This window comes from Janthinobacterium psychrotolerans, assembly GCF_001677885.1.
Taxonomy (GTDB): Bacteria; Pseudomonadota; Gammaproteobacteria; order Burkholderiales; family Burkholderiaceae_D; genus Janthinobacterium; species Janthinobacterium psychrotolerans.
In genome coordinates this window covers 1-16,904 of sequence record NZ_LOCQ01000062.1, presented here as the reverse complement: position 1 = coordinate 16,904, position 16,904 = coordinate 1, and the positions used below count along the sequence as shown (strand labels likewise).

The following is a 16,904-nucleotide window of genomic DNA, read 5'->3' as shown; positions in this document are numbered from 1 at the left end:
TGCCGGAAAACAGGGCCGAAGATCACGATTGCTGTACCATAAGCGCTCTCCTTGTTGTCCGGCATTGCACCGGACAGCTTCACATTCCTCAAGGAAATCGCATTTGACCACCATACAACTGATCAGCGCCGTCATCTTCGGCCTTGCCCTCGTCCACACTTTTGCCGCCAAGACGTTCGACCTGCTGGCCGACCGCCATCCGCGCCATGCGGGACTGTTCCACCTGCTGGGCGAGGTGGAAGTGGTGTTTGGCTTCTGGGCGTTTATTTTGATTATCGCCATGGCCTTCGTTTCCGGCAGCGATGCGGCGATCAGCTATGCCGAGTCGCGCCATTACACGGAGCCGCTGTTTGTCTTTGTCGTCATGGTGGTGGCCGCGTCGCGCCCCGTGCTCGACGCCGTGCAGCGCCTGTTGAAAGGCCTGGCGCGCGCCCTGCCGCTGCGCACCGAACTGGCGCTGGCGTGGCTGGGCCTGGCGCTGGTGCCGCTGACCGGCTCGCTGATTACCGAGCCGGCCGCCATGACCCTGGCCGCGCTGATGCTGGCGCCGCAAATCTTTCTCCAAGGCATACCCGAATGGCTGAAATATGGCGCCCTGGGCGTGCTGTTCGTCAATGTCTCCATCGGCGGCACGCTGACCTCGTATGCGGCGCCGCCGGTGCTGATGGTGGCCACCACCTGGAACTGGGACAGCGCCTTCATGGCCAGCCATTTCGGCTGGAAGGCGGCGATTGCGGTACTGATCAACTCGACCGGCGCCTGCCTGCTGTTGCGCAAGTATTTGCACAGCAATACTTCCGACATCAAGCCGAAACCGGGCGACGTGGAACTGCCCAAGGTGCCGCTGGCCATCAGCCTGGTCCACCTGGCCGTGCTGGCCGGCGTGGTGGCGCTGGCCCATCATCCGGTATTGTTCCTGGGACTGTTTTTATTCTTCCTCGGCTTCGTGCAGGCGTATGAGCGTTACCAGAACCCTTTGATCCTGAAGGAAGGCTTGCTGGTCGGCTTCTTCCTGGCGGGGCTGGTGGTGCTGGGCGGCATGCAGCAATGGTGGTTGCAGCCGATTGTTTCCAGCCTGGAACCGCTGGCGCTGTTCTTCGGCGCACTGGGCCTGACGGCGATTACCGACAATGCCGCCCTGACTTACCTCGGCTCGCTGATCGTCGGCATCAGCGCGGAAGCCAAATACATGCTGATGGCCGGTGCGGTGGCCGGCGGCGGCCTGACCGTGATCGCCAATGCGCCGAACCCTGCCGGCGTGGCCCTGCTGCGGCGCGGCTTCGACAGTGAGTCGATCGGTGCGCTGGGCCTGCTGGCCGGCGCCCTGCCACCGACCATGGTGGCGGCGCTGGCCTTCCTGCTGCTGTAAGGTTCAAGCCCGCCGGGTGGTGCATAACAAAAGCCAGCAAGCTCTGCTGGCTTTTGTGTGTCAGGATTCGTAATGCGCTTCAAGATAATAGTAGTTGTCCTGATCAAGCGCCAGATAAGTTTCGGTCGTGTTGATATGGTGTCTGGGTGAGAAATTTTCCTTGATCAGCACACATTCCTCATACGCTTTCAGCGTATCGAGCAATGCCATGTCTATCGAGTTTTCGCTTTCCCAGCATGCACGATGCTGCTGTATTGCGGCGCTTGATTTTTCGATGAAACGAACAAGTTTTTCTTGTGTTACTTCAGTGATCGTCAAATTCAGCGCCCACTGTTTCAGATCCGTGCGCTCAAGCCAGCTTGCGCCATCTGGCATTGCCGATGTCATGCTTTCATCCGAATGCAGGGTACTGAAAAAAAAGTGTTCGATATTTTCAAAGGTATTTCTTGATCCGATGGCCAGGCGCACATGACTGACGCCCCACATCATGCCTGTGCCATCGGTCTTGAAATCAAGCGTGTAGTGATGGCTGTCGATGTAGTGATTGAGTCGTTCCGTATCCATGTTTTTTCAAGTAGCACGATGGCCATCGTTAAAAGCGCCGCTGCTGGCGCGCAAAAAAGTCCAGCAGCAGCTTGCTGGCGTCCGGCCCCGCCTTGGCATTGAATGGCAGGCTGGCGTCGCCACCGCTCCAGGCGTGTTCCAGCTGTTCGATCTGCGCCACGCGCAGCAGCAGTTCTCCACCCACCTGATAATCATGCACGGCGTAGCCATGCGCCGGATTGCGGCTACCCGTGGCGCCTGGCGGCCAGCGCTCGGCCGTCACCACGGTGTCGAACGGCATGCGGTTGATGCGGATGCTCTGGCGTACCAGCTGGGTCTGGTTAACGGGACGCACCACACTGTCTTGCTGGCCCTGGATCAGCATGGTCGGCAGGTGTGGAAACAGGGGCTGGCGCGCCAGCACTTCATCGATGGCGCTGTCGACCCGGCCCACCGCGCCATGCTGCATCACATGCATGGCGCCGATCAGGCTGTGGCCGGCGCCGAACACGGGGCCGGAATGCAGGCCCACGGCGGCAAACAGCTGCGGATGGTTCAGCGCCACGATATGGGCCATGCCGGCGCCGGCCGAAATGCCGCCGATATATATGCGCGAGCGGTCGATCGGATAGCGCGCGGCCACCTGGGCGATGGCGCCGACGATCAGGCTCACATCGCCACCGCCATCCTGGGTCAGCTTTTCATACCATTTCCAGCAGCGCCGCGCATGCGAGCGCAGCGACTGCTGCGGATACAGCACCGCATAACCCTTGCGCTCGGCCAGGCGGTTCATGCGCGTGCCTTCGGCAAACTGGGTGGCGCTCTGCTCGCAGCCGTGCAGCATCACCAGCAGCGGCCGGCCACCGGTACGCATGGCGGCATTGGGTGCTTTGTCAGGCAGATACAGGTAATACGGCAGGCGCCGGCCCGGCAACTGCCCCGGCTCCACCAACGGCGCATAGTGCGCGGCCAGCCATTTGCCCGGCGCCGGTGCGGCCTTCTTGCGCACGCGCGGCGGCCCCAAGGCGGCACCGGTGGGCCCGGCCTTGGGGACGGCCTTGCGGCGCGGCTTGGAAGCGGGCTTGGCCGCAGGTGGACCGAACAGCACCTTGGCCAGCCTGGTCGCCGTGCGCTGCTGCACCTTGCCGGCACGCAGCAAGCCGCGCAGCCAGGTCGTGGCGGGTTTAACCATGATTGCACCGTCTCCTGATTGGACAGCATAGAGTACCGCACTTGCCGCCCGACACAGTACGATCCTGAGCTTTTAAAAGTTCCCCAGGCACAATTGAGGCAACTCAAACGCCCATCAGGCGCCATGCTTAATCTGGATGCTCACCGCGCACTTCCATCCACTTTTCACTGGAGAAAACACCATGAGCTATCTGGACCGCGACATGCTGGGCATGTACCGCAACAACAACGGCCCCGGCCCCGCACTGATGGGTGCCGACACCCTGATTGGCGACGACGTCTACAACCACAGCGACGAGCAACTTGGCGACATCAAGGAAATCATGCTCGACATGCGCAGTGGCCAGATCGCCTATGCCGTGCTGTCCTTCGGCGGCGTGCTGGGCCTGGGCGAAAAGCTGTTTGCCGTGCCCTGGGAAAAGCTGACCCTGGACACCGTCAACAAGCGCTTCCTGCTCGACGTCGACAAGGATCAATTGAAAAACGCCCCCGGCTTCGACAAGGACAACTGGCCCGACATGGCCAGCGACGCGTGGAACGACCAGATGAACCAGTTCTACGGCACCACCTCGCGCTATGGCATGGGCAACATGAGCAGCATGGGCGGCGCGCGCTCCGGCAGCGACCTGCGCGGTGGCGCCAGCCTGCAGTCCGACACCAGCGGCAGCATGAGCAGCTCGTCGATGTCTGGCTCGTCGATGAGCGGCAGCCGGGCCGGGACCGGGACCGGGACCGGGACCGGCAGCTTGCAGGACGACCTGGGCTCGCGCTCGTCCTTGAGCGACGATGATGAGATGAACCGGCGCAGTTGATCAAGCCGCAGGGGTAGCGTAGGTCGGATTAGCGAGGCTTCGCCTCGCGTAATCCGACAACATTGTTGACGTCACGGTGATGTCGGATTACGGCGCTTCGCGCCTAATCCGACCTACGCAACGTCGTCTATCGTTGCATCGACTCCCATACTTTCTGCAAGCGTTTCGCAGAGACCGGCATCGGCGTGCGCAATTCCTGCGCAAACAGGGACACCCTCAGCTCTTCCAGCATCCAGCGGAAATCGACCAGTTTCGGGTCGGTATTCTTGCCAGCCTGGCGATCCTTGGCCTGGCGCAGATACGGCGCGGCGGCCGACTGCCATTCGGCCATCAGCTTGGTATCGCGGGCCGGGTCGGCGCGCAGTTTTTCCAGGCGCACATTGATCGCCTTCAAATAGCGCGGGAAATGCGACAGCTGGGTGTACTCGTTTTCCGTCAGGAAGCGCTTGTGCACGAGTCCCTGCAGCTGGGCCTGGATATCGGCTGCGGCCGGCGCGGGAATATTCTGCAATCGCTTGGGCAGGCCGTGGAATTCCGTCAGCACCTGCGACAGCAGGCGGGCGATTTCATTGACCAATAACACCAGGCGCGACTTGCCCTCCGCCTGGCGCTTGGCGAACGAGGTGGCATCCAGCGGCAGCGGATCTTGCAGGCAGGCGATGTCGATCGCCTTGTTGATGATTTGCTCGCGCAATTCCTCCTGCGACCCGAGGGCCATGAACTGCATGCCCATCTGCTGCAGGCCGGGGATGCTTTTCTCGACGAACTTGATCTGCTCCTTCATCTGCAAGGCGAACAGGCGGCGCAGGCCGGCACGGTGCGTGCGCGCCGCCACGGTGGGGTCGTCGAACACTTCCAGGTCGCAATGCGTGCCCTTGTCGACCAGGGCCGGGAAGCCGATCAGTGTCAGCTTGCCCTGCACGATTTCTAGCAGCTCCGGCAATTCGCCAAAGGTCCAGCCCGTCAGGCCCATATGCTGGGCGACGGTATTGCCCGCAGCAGAAACAGCAGCAGCGGCCTTGGCTGGCGCCGCCCCCTTGGCCGGCGCCGCCTGTGCCTGCAAGCGCGCGGCAACCTGGCTGCCCGCCACTTTCGCACCCGGCGTGCCGGCGCCGGAAACGCCCGACACCTCGGCCAGCTTTTGAAAACTCTGGCGCGCCTGGCTGCCGAATTCGGCTTGCAAGGTGGCCAGGTTGCGGCCCATGTCGAGTTGCCGGCCATGCTCGTCGATCACCTTGAAATTCATGAAGTGATGGGCAGGCAGGGTTTCCGGCTTGAAGTCGGTGCTCAAGACATTGATGGTGATCTGCGTGCGGATGTCCGCAATAATCGCGTCGATCAGATCGCCACGGCCGAACACGCCCGCCTCGTGCACACGCTCGCAAAATTTCGCGGCGTAATCGGGCAGCGGCACGCAGTGGCGGCGCAGCTTTTGCGGCAGCGACTTCAACAGCAGATGCACTTTTTCCTTCAGCATGCCCGGCACCAGCCATTCGCAGCGCTCGCGCGGCAGCTGGTTCAGCGCATACAGCGGCACCGATAACGTGACGCCATCGCGCACGCTGCCCGGCTCGAAGTGGTATGTCAGGCCCATCTCCAGGCCCGTCACCGACATGGTTTTCGGGAACAGGTCGGTGGTCACGCCGGCCGCCTCGTGGCGCATCAGCTCTTCGCGGTTCAGGTACAGCAGCTTGGGGTTCTCGCGCGTGGCTTCCTTGTGCCATTTTTCGAAGCCGGCGCCATTGCACACGTCGGCCGGCAGCAGCTGGTTGTAGAAGGCCGCGATCAGTTCATCGTCGACCAGCACATCGAGGCGGCGCGATTTGTGTTCGAGGTTTTCGATGTCCTTGATCAGCTTGTGGTTGTGCGCAAAGAACGGCGCGCGCGTGTCGAAGTCGCCACCCACCAGCGCGTCGCGGATAAAGATTTCGCGCGCTTCCGGCAGGTTGAAATTGCCGTAGTTGATGCGGCGCTGGCTGTACACCACCAGGCCGTACAAGGTGGCGCGTTCCGAGGCGGTCACTTGCGCCGAGCGTTTTTCCCAGCGCGGCTCGCCCCACGATTTTTTCAGCAGGTGCTCGCCGACTTTTTCCAGCCACTCGGGCTGGATCTGCGCCACGCAGCGCGCATACAATCGCGTGGTATCGACCAGTTCGGCCGCCATGATCCACTTGCCCGGCTTTTTCAGCAGCGACGAACCGGGCCAGATATGGAACTTGATGCCGCGCGCGCCCAGATACCCCGCGCCCGGCTCGTCCTCGCCCTTGAAGCCGATATTGCCCAGCAATCCGGTCAGCAGCGCCATGTGCAAGTTGTCATAGGTGGCCGGCGCCTCGTTCAATCGCCAGCCTTGCTCCTTGACGATGGTCAGCAGCTGGGAATGCACGTCGCGCCATTCGCGCAGGCGCATCTGCGACAGGAAATTGCTGCGGCAATTGTCCTGCAGCTGGCGGTTGGTTTTCTTGTGCTCGATGGCGGACTCGAACCAGCGCCAGATCTTCAGGTAGCTGATAAATTCCGATTTTTCATCGGCAAACTTCTTGTGCGCTTCGTCGGCCGCCTGCTGGTGTTCCATCGGACGGTCGCGCGGGTCCTGCACCGACAAGGCCGACGCCACGATCAGCACTTCGGTCAAACACGCGTTGTCGAGCGCCGCCAAAATCATGCGGCCCACGCGCGGATCGAGCGGCAGCTTGGCCAGCTTGTTACCCAGCGGCGTCAGTTTGTTGACTTCATCGACGGCGCCCAGTTCCTGCAGCAGCTGGTAGCCGTCGGCGATCGCGCGCGCCAGTGGCGGCTCGATAAACGGAAAGGTTTCCACGTCCGTCAGGTGCAGCGACTTCATGCGCAAAATGACGGCCGCCAGCGACGAGCGCAGGATTTCCGGCTCGGTGAATTTCGGGCGCAGCAAATAATCCTGCTCTTCATACAGGCGGATGCAGACGCCATCGGCGACGCGGCCGCAACGACCGGCGCGCTGGTTGGCGGCCGACTGCGCGATCGGTTCGACCTGCAGCTGCTCCACTTTATTGCGGTAGCTGTAGCGTTTCACGCGCGCCAGGCCCGCGTCGACCACATAGCGGATGCCGGGCACGGTCAGCGAGGTCTCCGCCACGTTGGTGGCCAGCACGATGCGGCGCGCATTGCTGGTCTTGAACACCCGCTCCTGCTCTTCGGCCGACAGGCGCGCGAACAGCGGCAAAATCTCCACATGCGGCGGATGATGCTTGCGCAGCGCTTCGGCGCAGTCGCGGATCTCGCGCTCGCCCGGCAGGAACACCAGCACGTCGCCAGAGCCGATGCGGCACAGCTCTTCCACGCCATCGACCACGGCGTCCATCAGGTCGCGCTTTTCGCGCGCCGCAGCCGTCCGCTGGCCCGGCTTGTCCGGGTTCGCGGCACCAGGCATGGCGACCTGTTCGCGCTCGACCGGGCGATAGCGCACTTCCACCTGGTACAAGCGGCCCGACACTTCGATCACGGGCGCCGGTTTCTCAGGCGTGCCGAAGTGGCGCGCGAAGCGCTCGGCGTCGATGGTGGCCGAGGTGATGATGATTTTCAAATCCGGCCGGCGCGGCAGCAGCTGCTTCAGGTACCCGAGCAGGAAATCGATGTTCAGGCTGCGTTCGTGCGCCTCGTCGATGATGATGGTGTCGTAGTTCTTCAGCAGCGGATCGGTCTGCGTCTCGGCGAGCAAAATACCGTCCGTCATCAGCTTGACCGACGCGCCCCTGGTCAGGGTATCGGCAAAGCGCACCTTGAAACCGACGGTAACGCCGAGCGGCGTACCGAGTTCCTGCGCGATGCGCTTGGCGGTCGACGAGGCGGCGATACGGCGCGGCTGGGTGTGGCCGATCATGCCCTTCTGGCCGCGCCCCAGTTCCAGGCAAATCTTCGGCAGCTGGGTGGTCTTGCCCGAACCGGTTTCGCCCGACACGATGATGACCTGGTTTTCCGTCAAGGCCTTGGCGATTTCGGCGCGCCGGCCCGACACCGGCAAGTCTTCCGGATACGTGATCGGCGGCAGCGGATTGCGGAACGCTTTTTCCGCCTCGCGCGCGGCGCGGGCGGCATCGCGCGCTTCGCGGTCTTGCGGCGCTTGCCGGCTGGCGGAAGGGCGCTGGCGAGCGTCCAGATTGGGCGCATTCGCAACAGTGGAAGGAGGGGAAGACTTATTGCTGGCTGAAGACATTGTTTTTTACAGGTATTTTGAGCGCGCACATCGCGCAGCGAATTATAATGCGCTTAATGGAAAACCCTACCCAATTCGTCCAATGGCTGCGCTCCGTCGCGCCCTACATCCACGCCTTTCGCGGCAAGACCTTCGTGGTCGCCTTCCCCGGTGAACTCGTCAGCGCCGGGGCGCTGCAGGTGTTGGCCCATGACTTGTCTCTGCTGCATGCGCTCGATATCAATGTGACCGTGGTCTATGGTTCGCGTCCGCAGGTGGCCGAACAGCTGGCGCTGCGTAACGTCGAAGGCCGTTTTCACAATGGCGTGCGCATCACCGACATCGCCGCGCTCGAGTGCGCGAAAGAAGCGGCTGGCGAATTGCGCCTCGATATCGAGGCCGCCTTCAGCCAGGGCTTGCCGAACACGCCGATGTCGAACGCGGCGATCCGTATTATTTCCGGCAATTTCATCACGGCGCGTCCGCTGGGCGTGATCGATGGCGTGGACCTGGAACTGACCGGCATCACGCGCAAGGTCGACGCTGAAACCATTCACTCCATCCTCGGTTCCGACGGCCTGGTGCTGCTGTCGCCGCTGGGCTTTTCGCCGACCGGCGAAGCGTTCAATCTGACCATGGAAGACGTGGCCTGCAGCGCCGCGATCGCCCTGCACGCCGACAAGCTGATCTTCATTACCGAAACGCCGATGATGGCGGACGCCACCGGCGTGGAAATTCGCGAGCTGTCCTCGCACCAGGCCGAAGCCGTGCTGATGGCCGGATTTTTGCCGGACGCCACCGCGTTCTATCTGAAACACTGCGTGAAAGCCTGCCACAACGGCGTGGACCGCTCGCACATCGTGCCGTTCACCATGGACGGCTCGGCCCTGCTGGAATTGTTTACCCACGATGGCGTGGGCACCATGATCAGCCATGAAAACCTGGAAAGCCTGCGCCAGGCCACCATCGAGGACGTCGGCGGCATCATCAAGCTGATCGAGCCGATGGAAGCGGACGGCACCCTGGTCAAACGGGGCCGCGAGCTGATCGAACGCGAAATCGATTATTTCTCCGTCATCGAGCACGATGGCGTGATCTTCGGCTGCGCCGCGCTGTACCCGTTCCCGGCCGAGAAGATGGCCGAAATGGCCTGCCTGATCGTCAACCCCGAAGTGCAGACCCAGGGCGACGGCGAGCGTATCCTGAAGCACATGGAAAACCGCGCGCGCGCCGCCGGCCTGACCAAACTGTTCGTGCTGACCACGCGCACCTCGCACTGGTTCAAGAAGCGCGGCTTTCTGCCGGCCACCGTCGACGACCTGCCGAAGGACCGCCAGCATATGTACAACTGGCAGCGCAAGTCGCAGGTGCTGATCAAGACCTTGTGATGCCGGTGGTGGTGTCGGATTACGCGCGTTGCGCTAATCCGACCTACGCCAAGCGACTTCGAGCTACTGTACGACTCTTCCCATCACGGTGGAAAAGCCCTCGGCCGAACCGAACACGTGCTCCTTGCCCTGGGCGACCAGAATGGCGTCGGCCAGTTCGCGGAAAGCGCCCTTGCCGCCCTCCTTCACCAGCACGGCGCTGGCGCACGCCTGCACGTAGACGGGAGCGTCGGCCACCGCGTACGACAGGCCGCAGGCGGCAAACGCGGGCAGGTCGATGCTGTCGTCGCCGATGCACACCGTCTGGTTCACTTCGACGCCGGCTTGCGCCATCAGTTCGCGGCAGGCGCCATGCTTGTCCTTCACGCCGAACTGGTACAGCGTGATGCCAAGGTCCGCCACCCGCTTGCGCAAGGTCGGCGAATCGCGGCCGGACAGCACCGCCACCCGCACACCGTTTTCTTCCAGCAATCGCATGCCCAGGCCGTCGCGCACATGGAAGCGTTTCAGGCATTCGCCGGTGGCGTCATAGTAAATGCCGCCGTCGGTCAGCACGCCGTCGACGTCGGTAATCACCAGTTTGATATCAGCCAGCACCGGCAGCGCTGCCGGCGTTTCGCCGGCCATCAGCGCGCGCACCCTGGCCAGGCACTCGGGCGTATCGACGCCGGGCCCGGAAGGCGCCACCTGGAAGGCGCGGATGCGCAGGCCGGCCGCCAGCAGGCGCAATTGTTCGAGCTTTTCGGCCTGCTCCAGCATGGCCGCCGGCAGGGCCGAATACGCGGCCAGCACGTCGCGCCGGTAGGCGTACACGCCCACATGTTTCAGGTACTGGGCCGGAGCTTCGTCGCGCGCGAACGGAATCGCCGCGCGGCTGAAATACAGGGCGTCGCCATTGGCGGCCAGCACCACCTTGACGGTATTCGGATTGCGCGCCTCCTTTGCATCGATGGCATGGCACAAGGTGCCCACCTGCACCGCGCTGTCCGCGCGCATGCCCTCGGCCAGCAGCGCGATATCGCCTGGTCGCACCAGCGGCTCGTCGCCCTGCAGGTTGATATAGATGTCGGCCTCCACCGTTTGCATCACTTCGACCAGGCGGTCGGTGCCGGAAGGATGGTCGGGCGAGGTCATCACGCAGCGCCCGCCAAAGCCGCGCACGGCGTGCGCCACGCGCGCGTCGTCGGTGGCCACCACCACCGTGTCGACGCCGGGCACTTGCAGCGCCCGTTCATACACATGCTGCACCATCGGCTTGCCGAGAATATCAGCCAGCGGCTTGCCCGGCAGGCGCGTGGAAGCGTAGCGGGCCGGAATGACGATGGCCAGGCGCGCGTTCAATTTACCGTTTTCCATTAATTGATATTCAGTGCGGGGAAGGATTTCACCAGGTCGTCCAGCGCTTTCAATTGCGTCAGGAACGGTTCCAGTTTATCGAGCGGCAAGGCGCTCGGCCCGTCGCAGCGCGCGTTGTCGGGATCGGGATGGGCTTCCAGGAACAGGCCGCCGATGCCGACCGCCAGCCCGGCGCGGGCCAGGTCGGCCACTTGCTGGCGGCGGCCACCGGAGGCGGCGCCGCCGGGGTCGCGCTGCTGCAGGGCGTGGGTGACGTCGAAAATGATGGGCAAGTCGTTGCAGGTCTGCTTCATCACGCCAAAGCCCAGCATGTCGACCACCAGGTTGTCGTAGCCAAGGCAGGTGCCGCGGTCGCACAGGATCAACTGGTCGTTGCCCGCTTCCTTGAATTTTTCCACGATATTGGCCATCTGGCCGGGGCTGAGGAATTGCGGCTTCTTGATGTTGATCACCTTGCCGGTCTTGGCCAGGGCCACCACCAGGTCGGTCTGGCGCGCCAGGAAAGCGGGCAGCTGCAATACATCGACCACTTCGGCGACCTGCTGCGCCTGCCATGGCTCATGCACGTCGGTAATGATCGGCACGCCAAAGGCGGCTTTCACGTCCTGGAAAATGCGCATGCCCTCTTCCAGGCCCGGGCCGCGGTAGGAGTGGATCGACGAGCGGTTCGCCTTGTCGAAGCTGGCCTTGAAAATATACGGGATGCCGAGCTTTTGCGTGACGCGCACATATTCTTCGCAGGCGCGCAGCGCGAGATCGCGCGATTCGAGCACGTTGATGCCGCCAAACAGCACAAACTTGCCTTCATTGCTGACACTGATGTCGTTGACTTGGACCGAGACCATAGGGGATTCCATTCTTGTTGGGCGGGCAGGCCGCGTGGTTGATGCATGACTGGCGCAAGAGCGCACTTGCGCGACAACACATCTTACTAGCTGGGGCGGCGCAGATCAAATTTGATCTGGCGCAAGGGCGATCCACAAGCGGCGCGGCCGGCTGGCCATGGCTGCGGGTAGCGCCGCGCAAAGTGCCTTATAATCACGCTTTATCTCTATACCGATTCAGGAGCACAGATGGCCCGCACTATCCATTGCGTCAAACTCAACAAGGAAGCCGAAGGACTGGACTTCCCGCCGTACCCGGGCGAACTGGGCAAGAAAATTTACGAATCGGTGTCGAAAGAAGCCTGGGCCGCCTGGCTCAAGCACCAGACCATGCTGGTCAACGAAAACCGTTTGAACCTGGCCGACGCGCGCGCCCGCAAATACCTGGCCACGCAGATGGAAAAGCATTTCTTCGGTGACGGCGCCGACGCCGCCATGGGTTACGTGCCGCCGACGGAATAAGTTTTACTGCCTGCCCGTGACCGCGTCACGGGCAGATTTTCATCTTCGTTTCACGTCGCCTCCAGCCGTTTCACGGCATCGCTCCTTTGTTTCGTCGCAGTCCGCTCGCCGCCCTGGCCGCCAGCTGGCACAGTGTTTCCATCGACAACGACTTTCCAAGGCGGATACCATGCAACAGCTCTTCAACCACACTCCCCTCTACGTCTGGGCCATCCTCGGTTTTCTCGTCTATCGCGGCGTGCTGGCCAGCCGTGCGCGCGAAGTGACCCTGCGCAAGCTGTGCATTATTCCGCTGGTGATGCTGGCGCTGTCGCTGTCCGGCGTGCGTGGCAGTTTCGGTTTTGACGGCGTGGCGCCAATCGCCTGGGCGGGCGGTGCGCTCGCTGGCGGCCTGCTGGCCTGGTCGATGACCAATCCGCGCAAGCTGGTGGCACACCCCGACCGCGGCACGATGGAGCTGGCCGGCAGCTGGTTGCCGCTGGCGCTGATGCTGGCGATCTTCTGCATGAAATATGCGGTGGCGGTATCGCTGGCGATGCATCCGGCCTATGCCCATGCGACCGGCTTCGTACTGGCGGTTTGCCTGCTGTACGGCGTTTTCAGCGGCATCTTCCTGGGCGGCTTGCTGCGTACACTGGCAGTGTACCGGGCGGCGCAAATGACAAGCGGCCCGCAGGGGGCCGCTGTTTAAGACAACGCTGGCGATCAGTAAGCCAGCGTACGCACGCCTTCAGGCGTGCCCAGCAAACAAACATTGGCGCCGCGTGCGGCAAACAGGCCGACGGCAATCACACCGACGATCTGGTTGATCTGCTGTTCCAGCGCCACCGGGTCGACAATCTTCAAGCCCAGCACGTCGATGATCTCGCCGCCGTTGTCGGTAATAAACGCTTCGTCGCTGGCCGGTTTCAAACGCAGGCGCGGCGTGCCGCCCAGTGCGGCCAGCTGGCGCGACACGCTGGCGCGCGCCATCGGCACCACTTCCACCGGCAGCGGGAAGGCGCCCAGGGTGTCGACCAGCTTGGAGCCGTCGGCGATGCAGACGAACTGCTTCGCCACCGACGCGACGATCTTTTCACGCGTCAATGCCGCGCCGCCGCCCTTGATCATGGCGCCGCTTTCCGTGATTTCATCGGCGCCGTCGATGTAGACGGCGATCTCGCTCACGTCGTTCAGGTCGAACACGGCGATGCCATGGCCGGCCAGGCGCGCGGCGGTGGCTTCGGACGAGGCGACCGCGCCCTTGATGCTGTCCTTGATCTTGGCCAGTTCATCGATGAAGAAGTTGGCGGTCGAACCGGTACCGACACCGATAATTTCACCTTTTACAACGTAATCAATGGCGGTGCGGGCTACGGCTTGTTTCAATTCGTCTTGGGTCATGGTGGGCAGGGTGAAGTGGGAATGGCGCTATTTTACTGGATCGCCGTAGCGGAAAACATGCGCATGGGCGGCAGCACAACAGACTGCAAGCAAACAGATCTTCATTTTTTTGCCATAGGGCAATTCGCATGGCGAATTATCAGCTACCCGGGCAATCTATGCGAAAATGCGAGATTGACAGAAATGACGCTTCAGGAATAGCAAATGGATCACAGTAAACAGGTACTTGTTGTCGATGACAGCCGGGTTTCACGTTTGATGGCGCATCAGTTCATTCTCAGCAAACATGCCGGTTGGCAGGTCACCGAAGCGGCCACGGGCGAAGAAGCACTGGAAAAAGCCCAGGCGCTGACCCCCTACCTGATTTTACTGGACGTCAATATGCCGGGCATGGGCGGCGTGGCCGCTGCCGAGCAGTTGCGCGCCCTGTATCCGCAGACCCATATCTTCCTGGTGACGGCGAATGTGCAAAACGCCATCCGCCACCGCGCCAGCGAGCTGAAAGTGGGCTTCATGGAAAAGCCGATCACGGAAACGCGCATCCACCAGCTGATCGATACGCTGGACGCCTGAACATGGTCAACCTGTCCGAGCTGGAAAACGACGCGCTGGTCGAAATCTTCAATATCGGCGTGGGCCATGCGGCGGCGGCCATGAGCGAGATCGTCAACGAGGAAGTCATCATGTCGGTGCCCTCGATTACCTTCCTGAACCGCGCCGACGCGGCAGCCCTGCTGGGCAGCAAGCGCGATGGCGACCGCATCTGCGGCGTGAGCCAGCATTACGATGGCGCGTTTGCCACCGAAGCCATCCTGATGTTTCCCGAGGATAAGAGCCTGGAGATCGTGCGCCTGATGGTGGGCGACGCGGTGCCGCTGCAGGAACTGACGGAAATGGAACAGGAGGCGATGTGTGAAATCGGCAACATCATCCTCAATTCCTGCGTCGGCACGCTGGCCAATCTGTTCGACAGCGAACTGCACGGCTCCCTGCCCGTCTACCACGTGGGCACCAGTGCGCAAATCCTGTCCGTCTTCGGCGACCAAGGCGACGACGTGGTGCTGATGCTGCATATCGACTTTGTGCTGGCCAAGCACCAGATCCACGGCTATGTCGCCTTCGTGCTGAACCTGTCGGCCTTGCACGACCTGAAAGAACAGGTCAGCCGCTACCTGGCCAAGGTCTTCGGACCGGCGTGAGCACCATGGCCGAGACCTTGCACCGCTTGAGCCTGCTCGAAAGCATTGTCGGCGCCGTCAACCTGGGTGCCATCGTGCTCGATGACCACCGCAGCATCGTACTGTGGAACCGCTGGCTGGAGCGTCATTCCGGATGGAAAGCCGACACCGTGCTGGGACGCGATTTTTTCGAGGTATTCCCGGAACTGCAGCACAAGCGCATCGAGTCGGCGATTACCCAGGCCTTGCGCGACAACTTCCAGTCCCTGCTGTCGCAGTCCTTGCACAAAGCCCCGTTCCCGCTGTACCAGCAGTCCGCCATGGCCAGCGAAAGCCGCGAACGCATGCAGCAGGCGGTGGCGGTCACGCCCATCAGCCTGGCTGGCGCGCGGCGCCACTGCCTGATCCAGATCAGCGACGTGACCATCGCCGTCGGCCGCGAAAAACTGCTGCGCGAACAGACCATGGTGTTGCGCTCGCAAACCTTTTCGGACGGCCTGACGGGCGTAGCCAACCGCCGCCATTTCGACGTGGCGATCGACAAGGAAATGCGCCGCGCCAGGCGCAGCGGCATTCCGCTGTCGCTGCTGATGATCGATATCGACCACTTCAAGGACTATAACGACCAGTACGGCCACCAGCAGGGCGACACCTGCCTGAAGCAAGTGGCCGGCGCGCTGGCCGCCATGCTCAACCGTTCCGGCGATGTGCTGGCCCGCTACGGCGGCGAAGAGTTTGCCGCCATCCTGCCCGACACCGAACTGGCCAAGGCGCTGGGCCTGGCCGAGGCGATACGCAAGAGTGTGCGCACCTTGTCCATCGACAACGGCCATGAAGACGGTGCGCCACGCCATATCACCGTCAGTATCGGCGTGGCCACCCACAGCGGCGCGGCGCCGCTCGACATGGACCAGCTGATCGGCGCCGCCGACCGCGCGCTGTACCAGGCCAAGGACGGCGGACGCAACCGCGTCGTCAGCAACGTCTCGCCTCCCGCAGCGCCTGCCTGACTATCTGCCCTGCAAGGTGAGCTGCCGCACGCAGGGCGGACGCATCCTGTGGTCAACTCCATCCATGGACGCGGCGTGCCTGTTGCCGCCGCCACGATCCAATCACCATGACCACGGGAGCATCACATGAGCACTATGACCTTGCCGGAACTGGCAAAAAAGATGGCCGATATCGACTACCTGATGTTGTCAACGCGCGCCGAAGACGGCCAGCTGGCGGCCCGCCCGATGAGCAATAACGAGGACGTCGATTACGACGGCACTTCCTGGTACTTTACCTGGAGCGACGCGCGCATGGTCGACGATATCCGCCGCGATCCGTCCGTCGGCCTGGCCTACCAGGGCAAGGCGCATCTGTTCGGCGCGCCGCCGCTGTTTATCGCCGTCGAAGGCCAGGCCGAGCTGATCACCGACCAGGCCGCATTCACGGAACACTGGGACGACAGCATGGACCGCTGGTTCAAGCAGGGCCCGGCCACGCCAGGCATCATCCTGATCAAGGTGCAAGCCAGGCGCATCCATTACTGGGATGGCGAGGAAGAAGGCGAACTCACCTTGTAAACCAGCGCCTCGGCAACAGGTTCGCATTGCCGGGCGACTGCAAAAAGCCGCCCAGCACCTGGCGCAAAAAAGGCAGCCTGGCTGTCATCGACGCCAGGCCCAGCTGGGTGGCGCCAAAATAATGGGACACCAGCTCGGCCTGCTGCTCCATATTGTAGCTGGCCAAGGTCGTCTCCTGGACGCTGCTGTCGTAGCGGTAGGCGCGCTGGCGAAAATAGCCGCCGGACAGCGCCAGCAGCAAACCATGCCAGAGGCAGTTGTAGCCCAGCTGCCACTGCCACACATGCACCATTTCATGGATGAAGAACAGCTTGCCGCCGGCCTCCTCGCGTGAAAAGTCAATGCGGTATTGGGCCGGCATGAAATACAGGCTGCCGCGTGGCGTCATGGCCGTGTTCCGGTCCTGCAAATTGAAGGGAAGAAAAGAGCCGCGCACCACGCGCACGCGCGTGGTGTCGATGGCGTCCTGGAAGACGCTGCGCACCATGGCGGTTTCACCAGCGGTCAATGGTCGGCGCAAGTCGGGCATGGCAATCCGGGAAAGAAAACGGCAAGCGCTGAAGGCTTGCCGTTGGATAACAACTTAGGCGGAGCGC

The 16,904-nt window shown here is 62.5% G+C and carries 16 protein-coding genes and 1 pseudogene; 9 read left to right on the top strand and 8 right to left on the bottom strand.

The features are described 5' to 3' along the window. Positions 1 to 103 precede the first annotated feature (103 nt). Positions 104 to 1,369, top strand: coding sequence for a putative Na+/H+ antiporter (locus tag ASR47_RS24160; protein ID WP_065310354.1), 1,266 nt, complete (start codon positions 104 to 106; stop codon positions 1,367 to 1,369). A 60-nt stretch (positions 1,370 to 1,429) separates the two neighbouring features. Here ASR47_RS24160 and ASR47_RS24155 read toward each other — a convergent pair whose 3' ends face one another. Together ASR47_RS24155 and ASR47_RS24150 are read right to left on the bottom strand one after the other, a co-directional pair. After that, positions 1,430 to 1,933 carry a hypothetical protein gene (locus ASR47_RS24155; protein WP_065310353.1) on the bottom strand — a complete coding sequence of 168 codons (504 nt, stop codon included), beginning with the start codon at positions 1,931 to 1,933 and terminating at the stop codon, positions 1,430 to 1,432. Between the two features lie 28 nt (positions 1,934 to 1,961). Then, positions 1,962 to 3,104: an extracellular catalytic domain type 1 short-chain-length polyhydroxyalkanoate depolymerase gene (locus ASR47_RS24150; protein WP_065310352.1), complete on the bottom strand. Its 1,143-nt coding sequence runs from the start codon at positions 3,102 to 3,104 to the stop codon at positions 1,962 to 1,964. Positions 3,105 to 3,285: 181 nt separating this feature from the next. On the opposite strand from ASR47_RS24150, the gene ASR47_RS24145 reads away from it, so the two are divergent. Then, positions 3,286 to 3,915, top strand: a complete 630-nt coding sequence (locus ASR47_RS24145) for a PRC-barrel domain-containing protein (protein WP_065310351.1) — start codon at positions 3,286 to 3,288, stop codon at positions 3,913 to 3,915. Positions 3,916 to 4,042: 127 nt separating this feature from the next. On the opposite strand, the gene hrpA is transcribed toward ASR47_RS24145, so the two are convergent. Beyond that, positions 4,043 to 8,107: an ATP-dependent RNA helicase HrpA gene (gene hrpA, locus ASR47_RS24140; protein WP_065310350.1), complete on the bottom strand. Its 4,065-nt coding sequence runs from the start codon at positions 8,105 to 8,107 to the stop codon at positions 4,043 to 4,045. A gap of 56 nt (positions 8,108 to 8,163) precedes the next feature. Between hrpA and argA the strand changes: the two genes are divergently transcribed. Then, the gene (gene argA / locus ASR47_RS24135) at positions 8,164 to 9,474 is read left to right on the top strand and encodes an amino-acid N-acetyltransferase (protein ID WP_065310349.1); all 1,311 of its coding nucleotides are present in this window, start codon (positions 8,164 to 8,166) and stop codon (positions 9,472 to 9,474) included. Between the two features lie 63 nt (positions 9,475 to 9,537). Here argA and ASR47_RS28290 read toward each other — a convergent pair whose 3' ends face one another. From ASR47_RS28290 to kdsA, 3 genes and pseudogenes are all read right to left on the bottom strand, one after another. Further along, positions 9,538 to 10,101 carry a KdsC family phosphatase gene (locus ASR47_RS28290; protein ID WP_342670573.1) on the bottom strand — a complete coding sequence of 188 codons (564 nt, stop codon included), beginning with the start codon at positions 10,099 to 10,101 and terminating at the stop codon, positions 9,538 to 9,540. Then, positions 10,093 to 10,830, bottom strand: a pseudogene (gene kdsB, locus ASR47_RS28285) (3-deoxy-manno-octulosonate cytidylyltransferase); the annotation flags it as partial. The gene ASR47_RS28290 and the pseudogene kdsB, both read right to left, overlap by 9 nt. Continuing rightward, positions 10,830 to 11,675: a 3-deoxy-8-phosphooctulonate synthase gene (kdsA, locus tag ASR47_RS24125; protein ID WP_065310348.1), complete on the bottom strand. Its 846-nt coding sequence runs from the start codon at positions 11,673 to 11,675 to the stop codon at positions 10,830 to 10,832. The gene kdsA and the pseudogene kdsB, both read right to left, overlap by 1 nt. Positions 11,676 to 11,903: 228 nt before the next feature. Between kdsA and ASR47_RS24120 the strand changes: the two genes are divergently transcribed. Both ASR47_RS24120 and ASR47_RS24115 read left to right on the top strand, forming a co-directional pair. Further along, positions 11,904 to 12,176, top strand: coding sequence for an oxidative damage protection protein (locus ASR47_RS24120; RefSeq protein ID WP_065310347.1), 273 nt, complete (start codon positions 11,904 to 11,906; stop codon positions 12,174 to 12,176). Positions 12,177 to 12,345: 169 nt separating this feature from the next. Next, entirely contained in the window at positions 12,346 to 12,867 is a 522-nt protein-coding gene (locus ASR47_RS24115; protein WP_065310346.1) for a DUF6622 family protein, read from the top strand. A gap of 14 nt (positions 12,868 to 12,881) precedes the next feature. On the opposite strand, the gene rpiA is transcribed toward ASR47_RS24115, so the two are convergent. After that, a complete protein-coding gene (rpiA, locus tag ASR47_RS24110; protein ID WP_065310345.1) occupies positions 12,882 to 13,559 on the bottom strand; it encodes a ribose-5-phosphate isomerase RpiA in 678 nt (225 codons plus the stop codon). 204 nt (positions 13,560 to 13,763) lie between these two features. Between rpiA and ASR47_RS24105 the strand changes: the two genes are divergently transcribed. From ASR47_RS24105 to ASR47_RS24090, 4 genes are all read left to right on the top strand, one after another. Further along, complete coding sequence (locus tag ASR47_RS24105) at positions 13,764 to 14,132, top strand: response regulator (RefSeq protein WP_065310344.1); 369 nt, start codon at positions 13,764 to 13,766, stop codon at positions 14,130 to 14,132. Between the two features lie 2 nt (positions 14,133 to 14,134). Further along, entirely contained in the window at positions 14,135 to 14,758 is a 624-nt protein-coding gene (locus tag ASR47_RS24100) for a chemotaxis protein CheC (protein ID WP_065310343.1), read from the top strand. A 5-nt stretch (positions 14,759 to 14,763) separates the two neighbouring features. Continuing rightward, on the top strand, positions 14,764 to 15,747 hold the full coding sequence (locus ASR47_RS24095; protein WP_065310708.1) for a sensor domain-containing diguanylate cyclase: 984 nt from the start codon (positions 14,764 to 14,766) through the stop codon (positions 15,745 to 15,747). Between the two features lie 126 nt (positions 15,748 to 15,873). After that, positions 15,874 to 16,308, top strand: coding sequence for a pyridoxamine 5'-phosphate oxidase family protein (locus ASR47_RS24090; RefSeq protein WP_065310342.1), 435 nt, complete (start codon positions 15,874 to 15,876; stop codon positions 16,306 to 16,308). On the opposite strand, the gene ASR47_RS24085 is transcribed toward ASR47_RS24090, so the two are convergent. Then, a complete protein-coding gene (locus ASR47_RS24085) occupies positions 16,298 to 16,837 on the bottom strand; it encodes a hypothetical protein (protein ID WP_065310341.1) in 540 nt (179 codons plus the stop codon). The two genes, ASR47_RS24090 and ASR47_RS24085, sit on opposite strands and share 11 nt — an antisense overlap. Positions 16,838 to 16,904: the final 67 nt, after the last annotated feature.

Coding starts and splice junctions, on each gene's coding strand:
- rpiA (WP_065310345.1), bottom strand. CDS start 13,559: ATGACCCAAGACGAATTGAAACAAGCCGTAGCCCGCACCGCCATTGAT.
- ASR47_RS24105 (WP_065310344.1), top strand. CDS start 13,764: ATGGATCACAGTAAACAGGTACTTGTTGTCGATGACAGCCGGGTTTCA.
- ASR47_RS24150 (WP_065310352.1), bottom strand. CDS start 3,104: ATGGTTAAACCCGCCACGACCTGGCTGCGCGGCTTGCTGCGTGCCGGC.
- ASR47_RS24155 (WP_065310353.1), bottom strand. CDS start 1,933: ATGGATACGGAACGACTCAATCACTACATCGACAGCCATCACTACACG.
- argA (WP_065310349.1), top strand. CDS start 8,164: ATGGAAAACCCTACCCAATTCGTCCAATGGCTGCGCTCCGTCGCGCCC.
- kdsA (WP_065310348.1), bottom strand. CDS start 11,675: ATGGTCTCGGTCCAAGTCAACGACATCAGTGTCAGCAATGAAGGCAAG.
- ASR47_RS24145 (WP_065310351.1), top strand. CDS start 3,286: ATGAGCTATCTGGACCGCGACATGCTGGGCATGTACCGCAACAACAAC.
- ASR47_RS24100 (WP_065310343.1), top strand. CDS start 14,135: ATGGTCAACCTGTCCGAGCTGGAAAACGACGCGCTGGTCGAAATCTTC.
- ASR47_RS24095 (WP_065310708.1), top strand. CDS start 14,764: ATGGCCGAGACCTTGCACCGCTTGAGCCTGCTCGAAAGCATTGTCGGC.
- ASR47_RS24090 (WP_065310342.1), top strand. CDS start 15,874: ATGAGCACTATGACCTTGCCGGAACTGGCAAAAAAGATGGCCGATATC.
- ASR47_RS24120 (WP_065310347.1), top strand. CDS start 11,904: ATGGCCCGCACTATCCATTGCGTCAAACTCAACAAGGAAGCCGAAGGA.
- ASR47_RS28290 (WP_342670573.1), bottom strand. CDS start 10,101: ATGGCCGGCGAAACGCCGGCAGCGCTGCCGGTGCTGGCTGATATCAAA.
- ASR47_RS24085 (WP_065310341.1), bottom strand. CDS start 16,837: ATGCCCGACTTGCGCCGACCATTGACCGCTGGTGAAACCGCCATGGTG.
- hrpA (WP_065310350.1), bottom strand. CDS start 8,107: ATGTCTTCAGCCAGCAATAAGTCTTCCCCTCCTTCCACTGTTGCGAAT.
- ASR47_RS24115 (WP_065310346.1), top strand. CDS start 12,346: ATGCAACAGCTCTTCAACCACACTCCCCTCTACGTCTGGGCCATCCTC.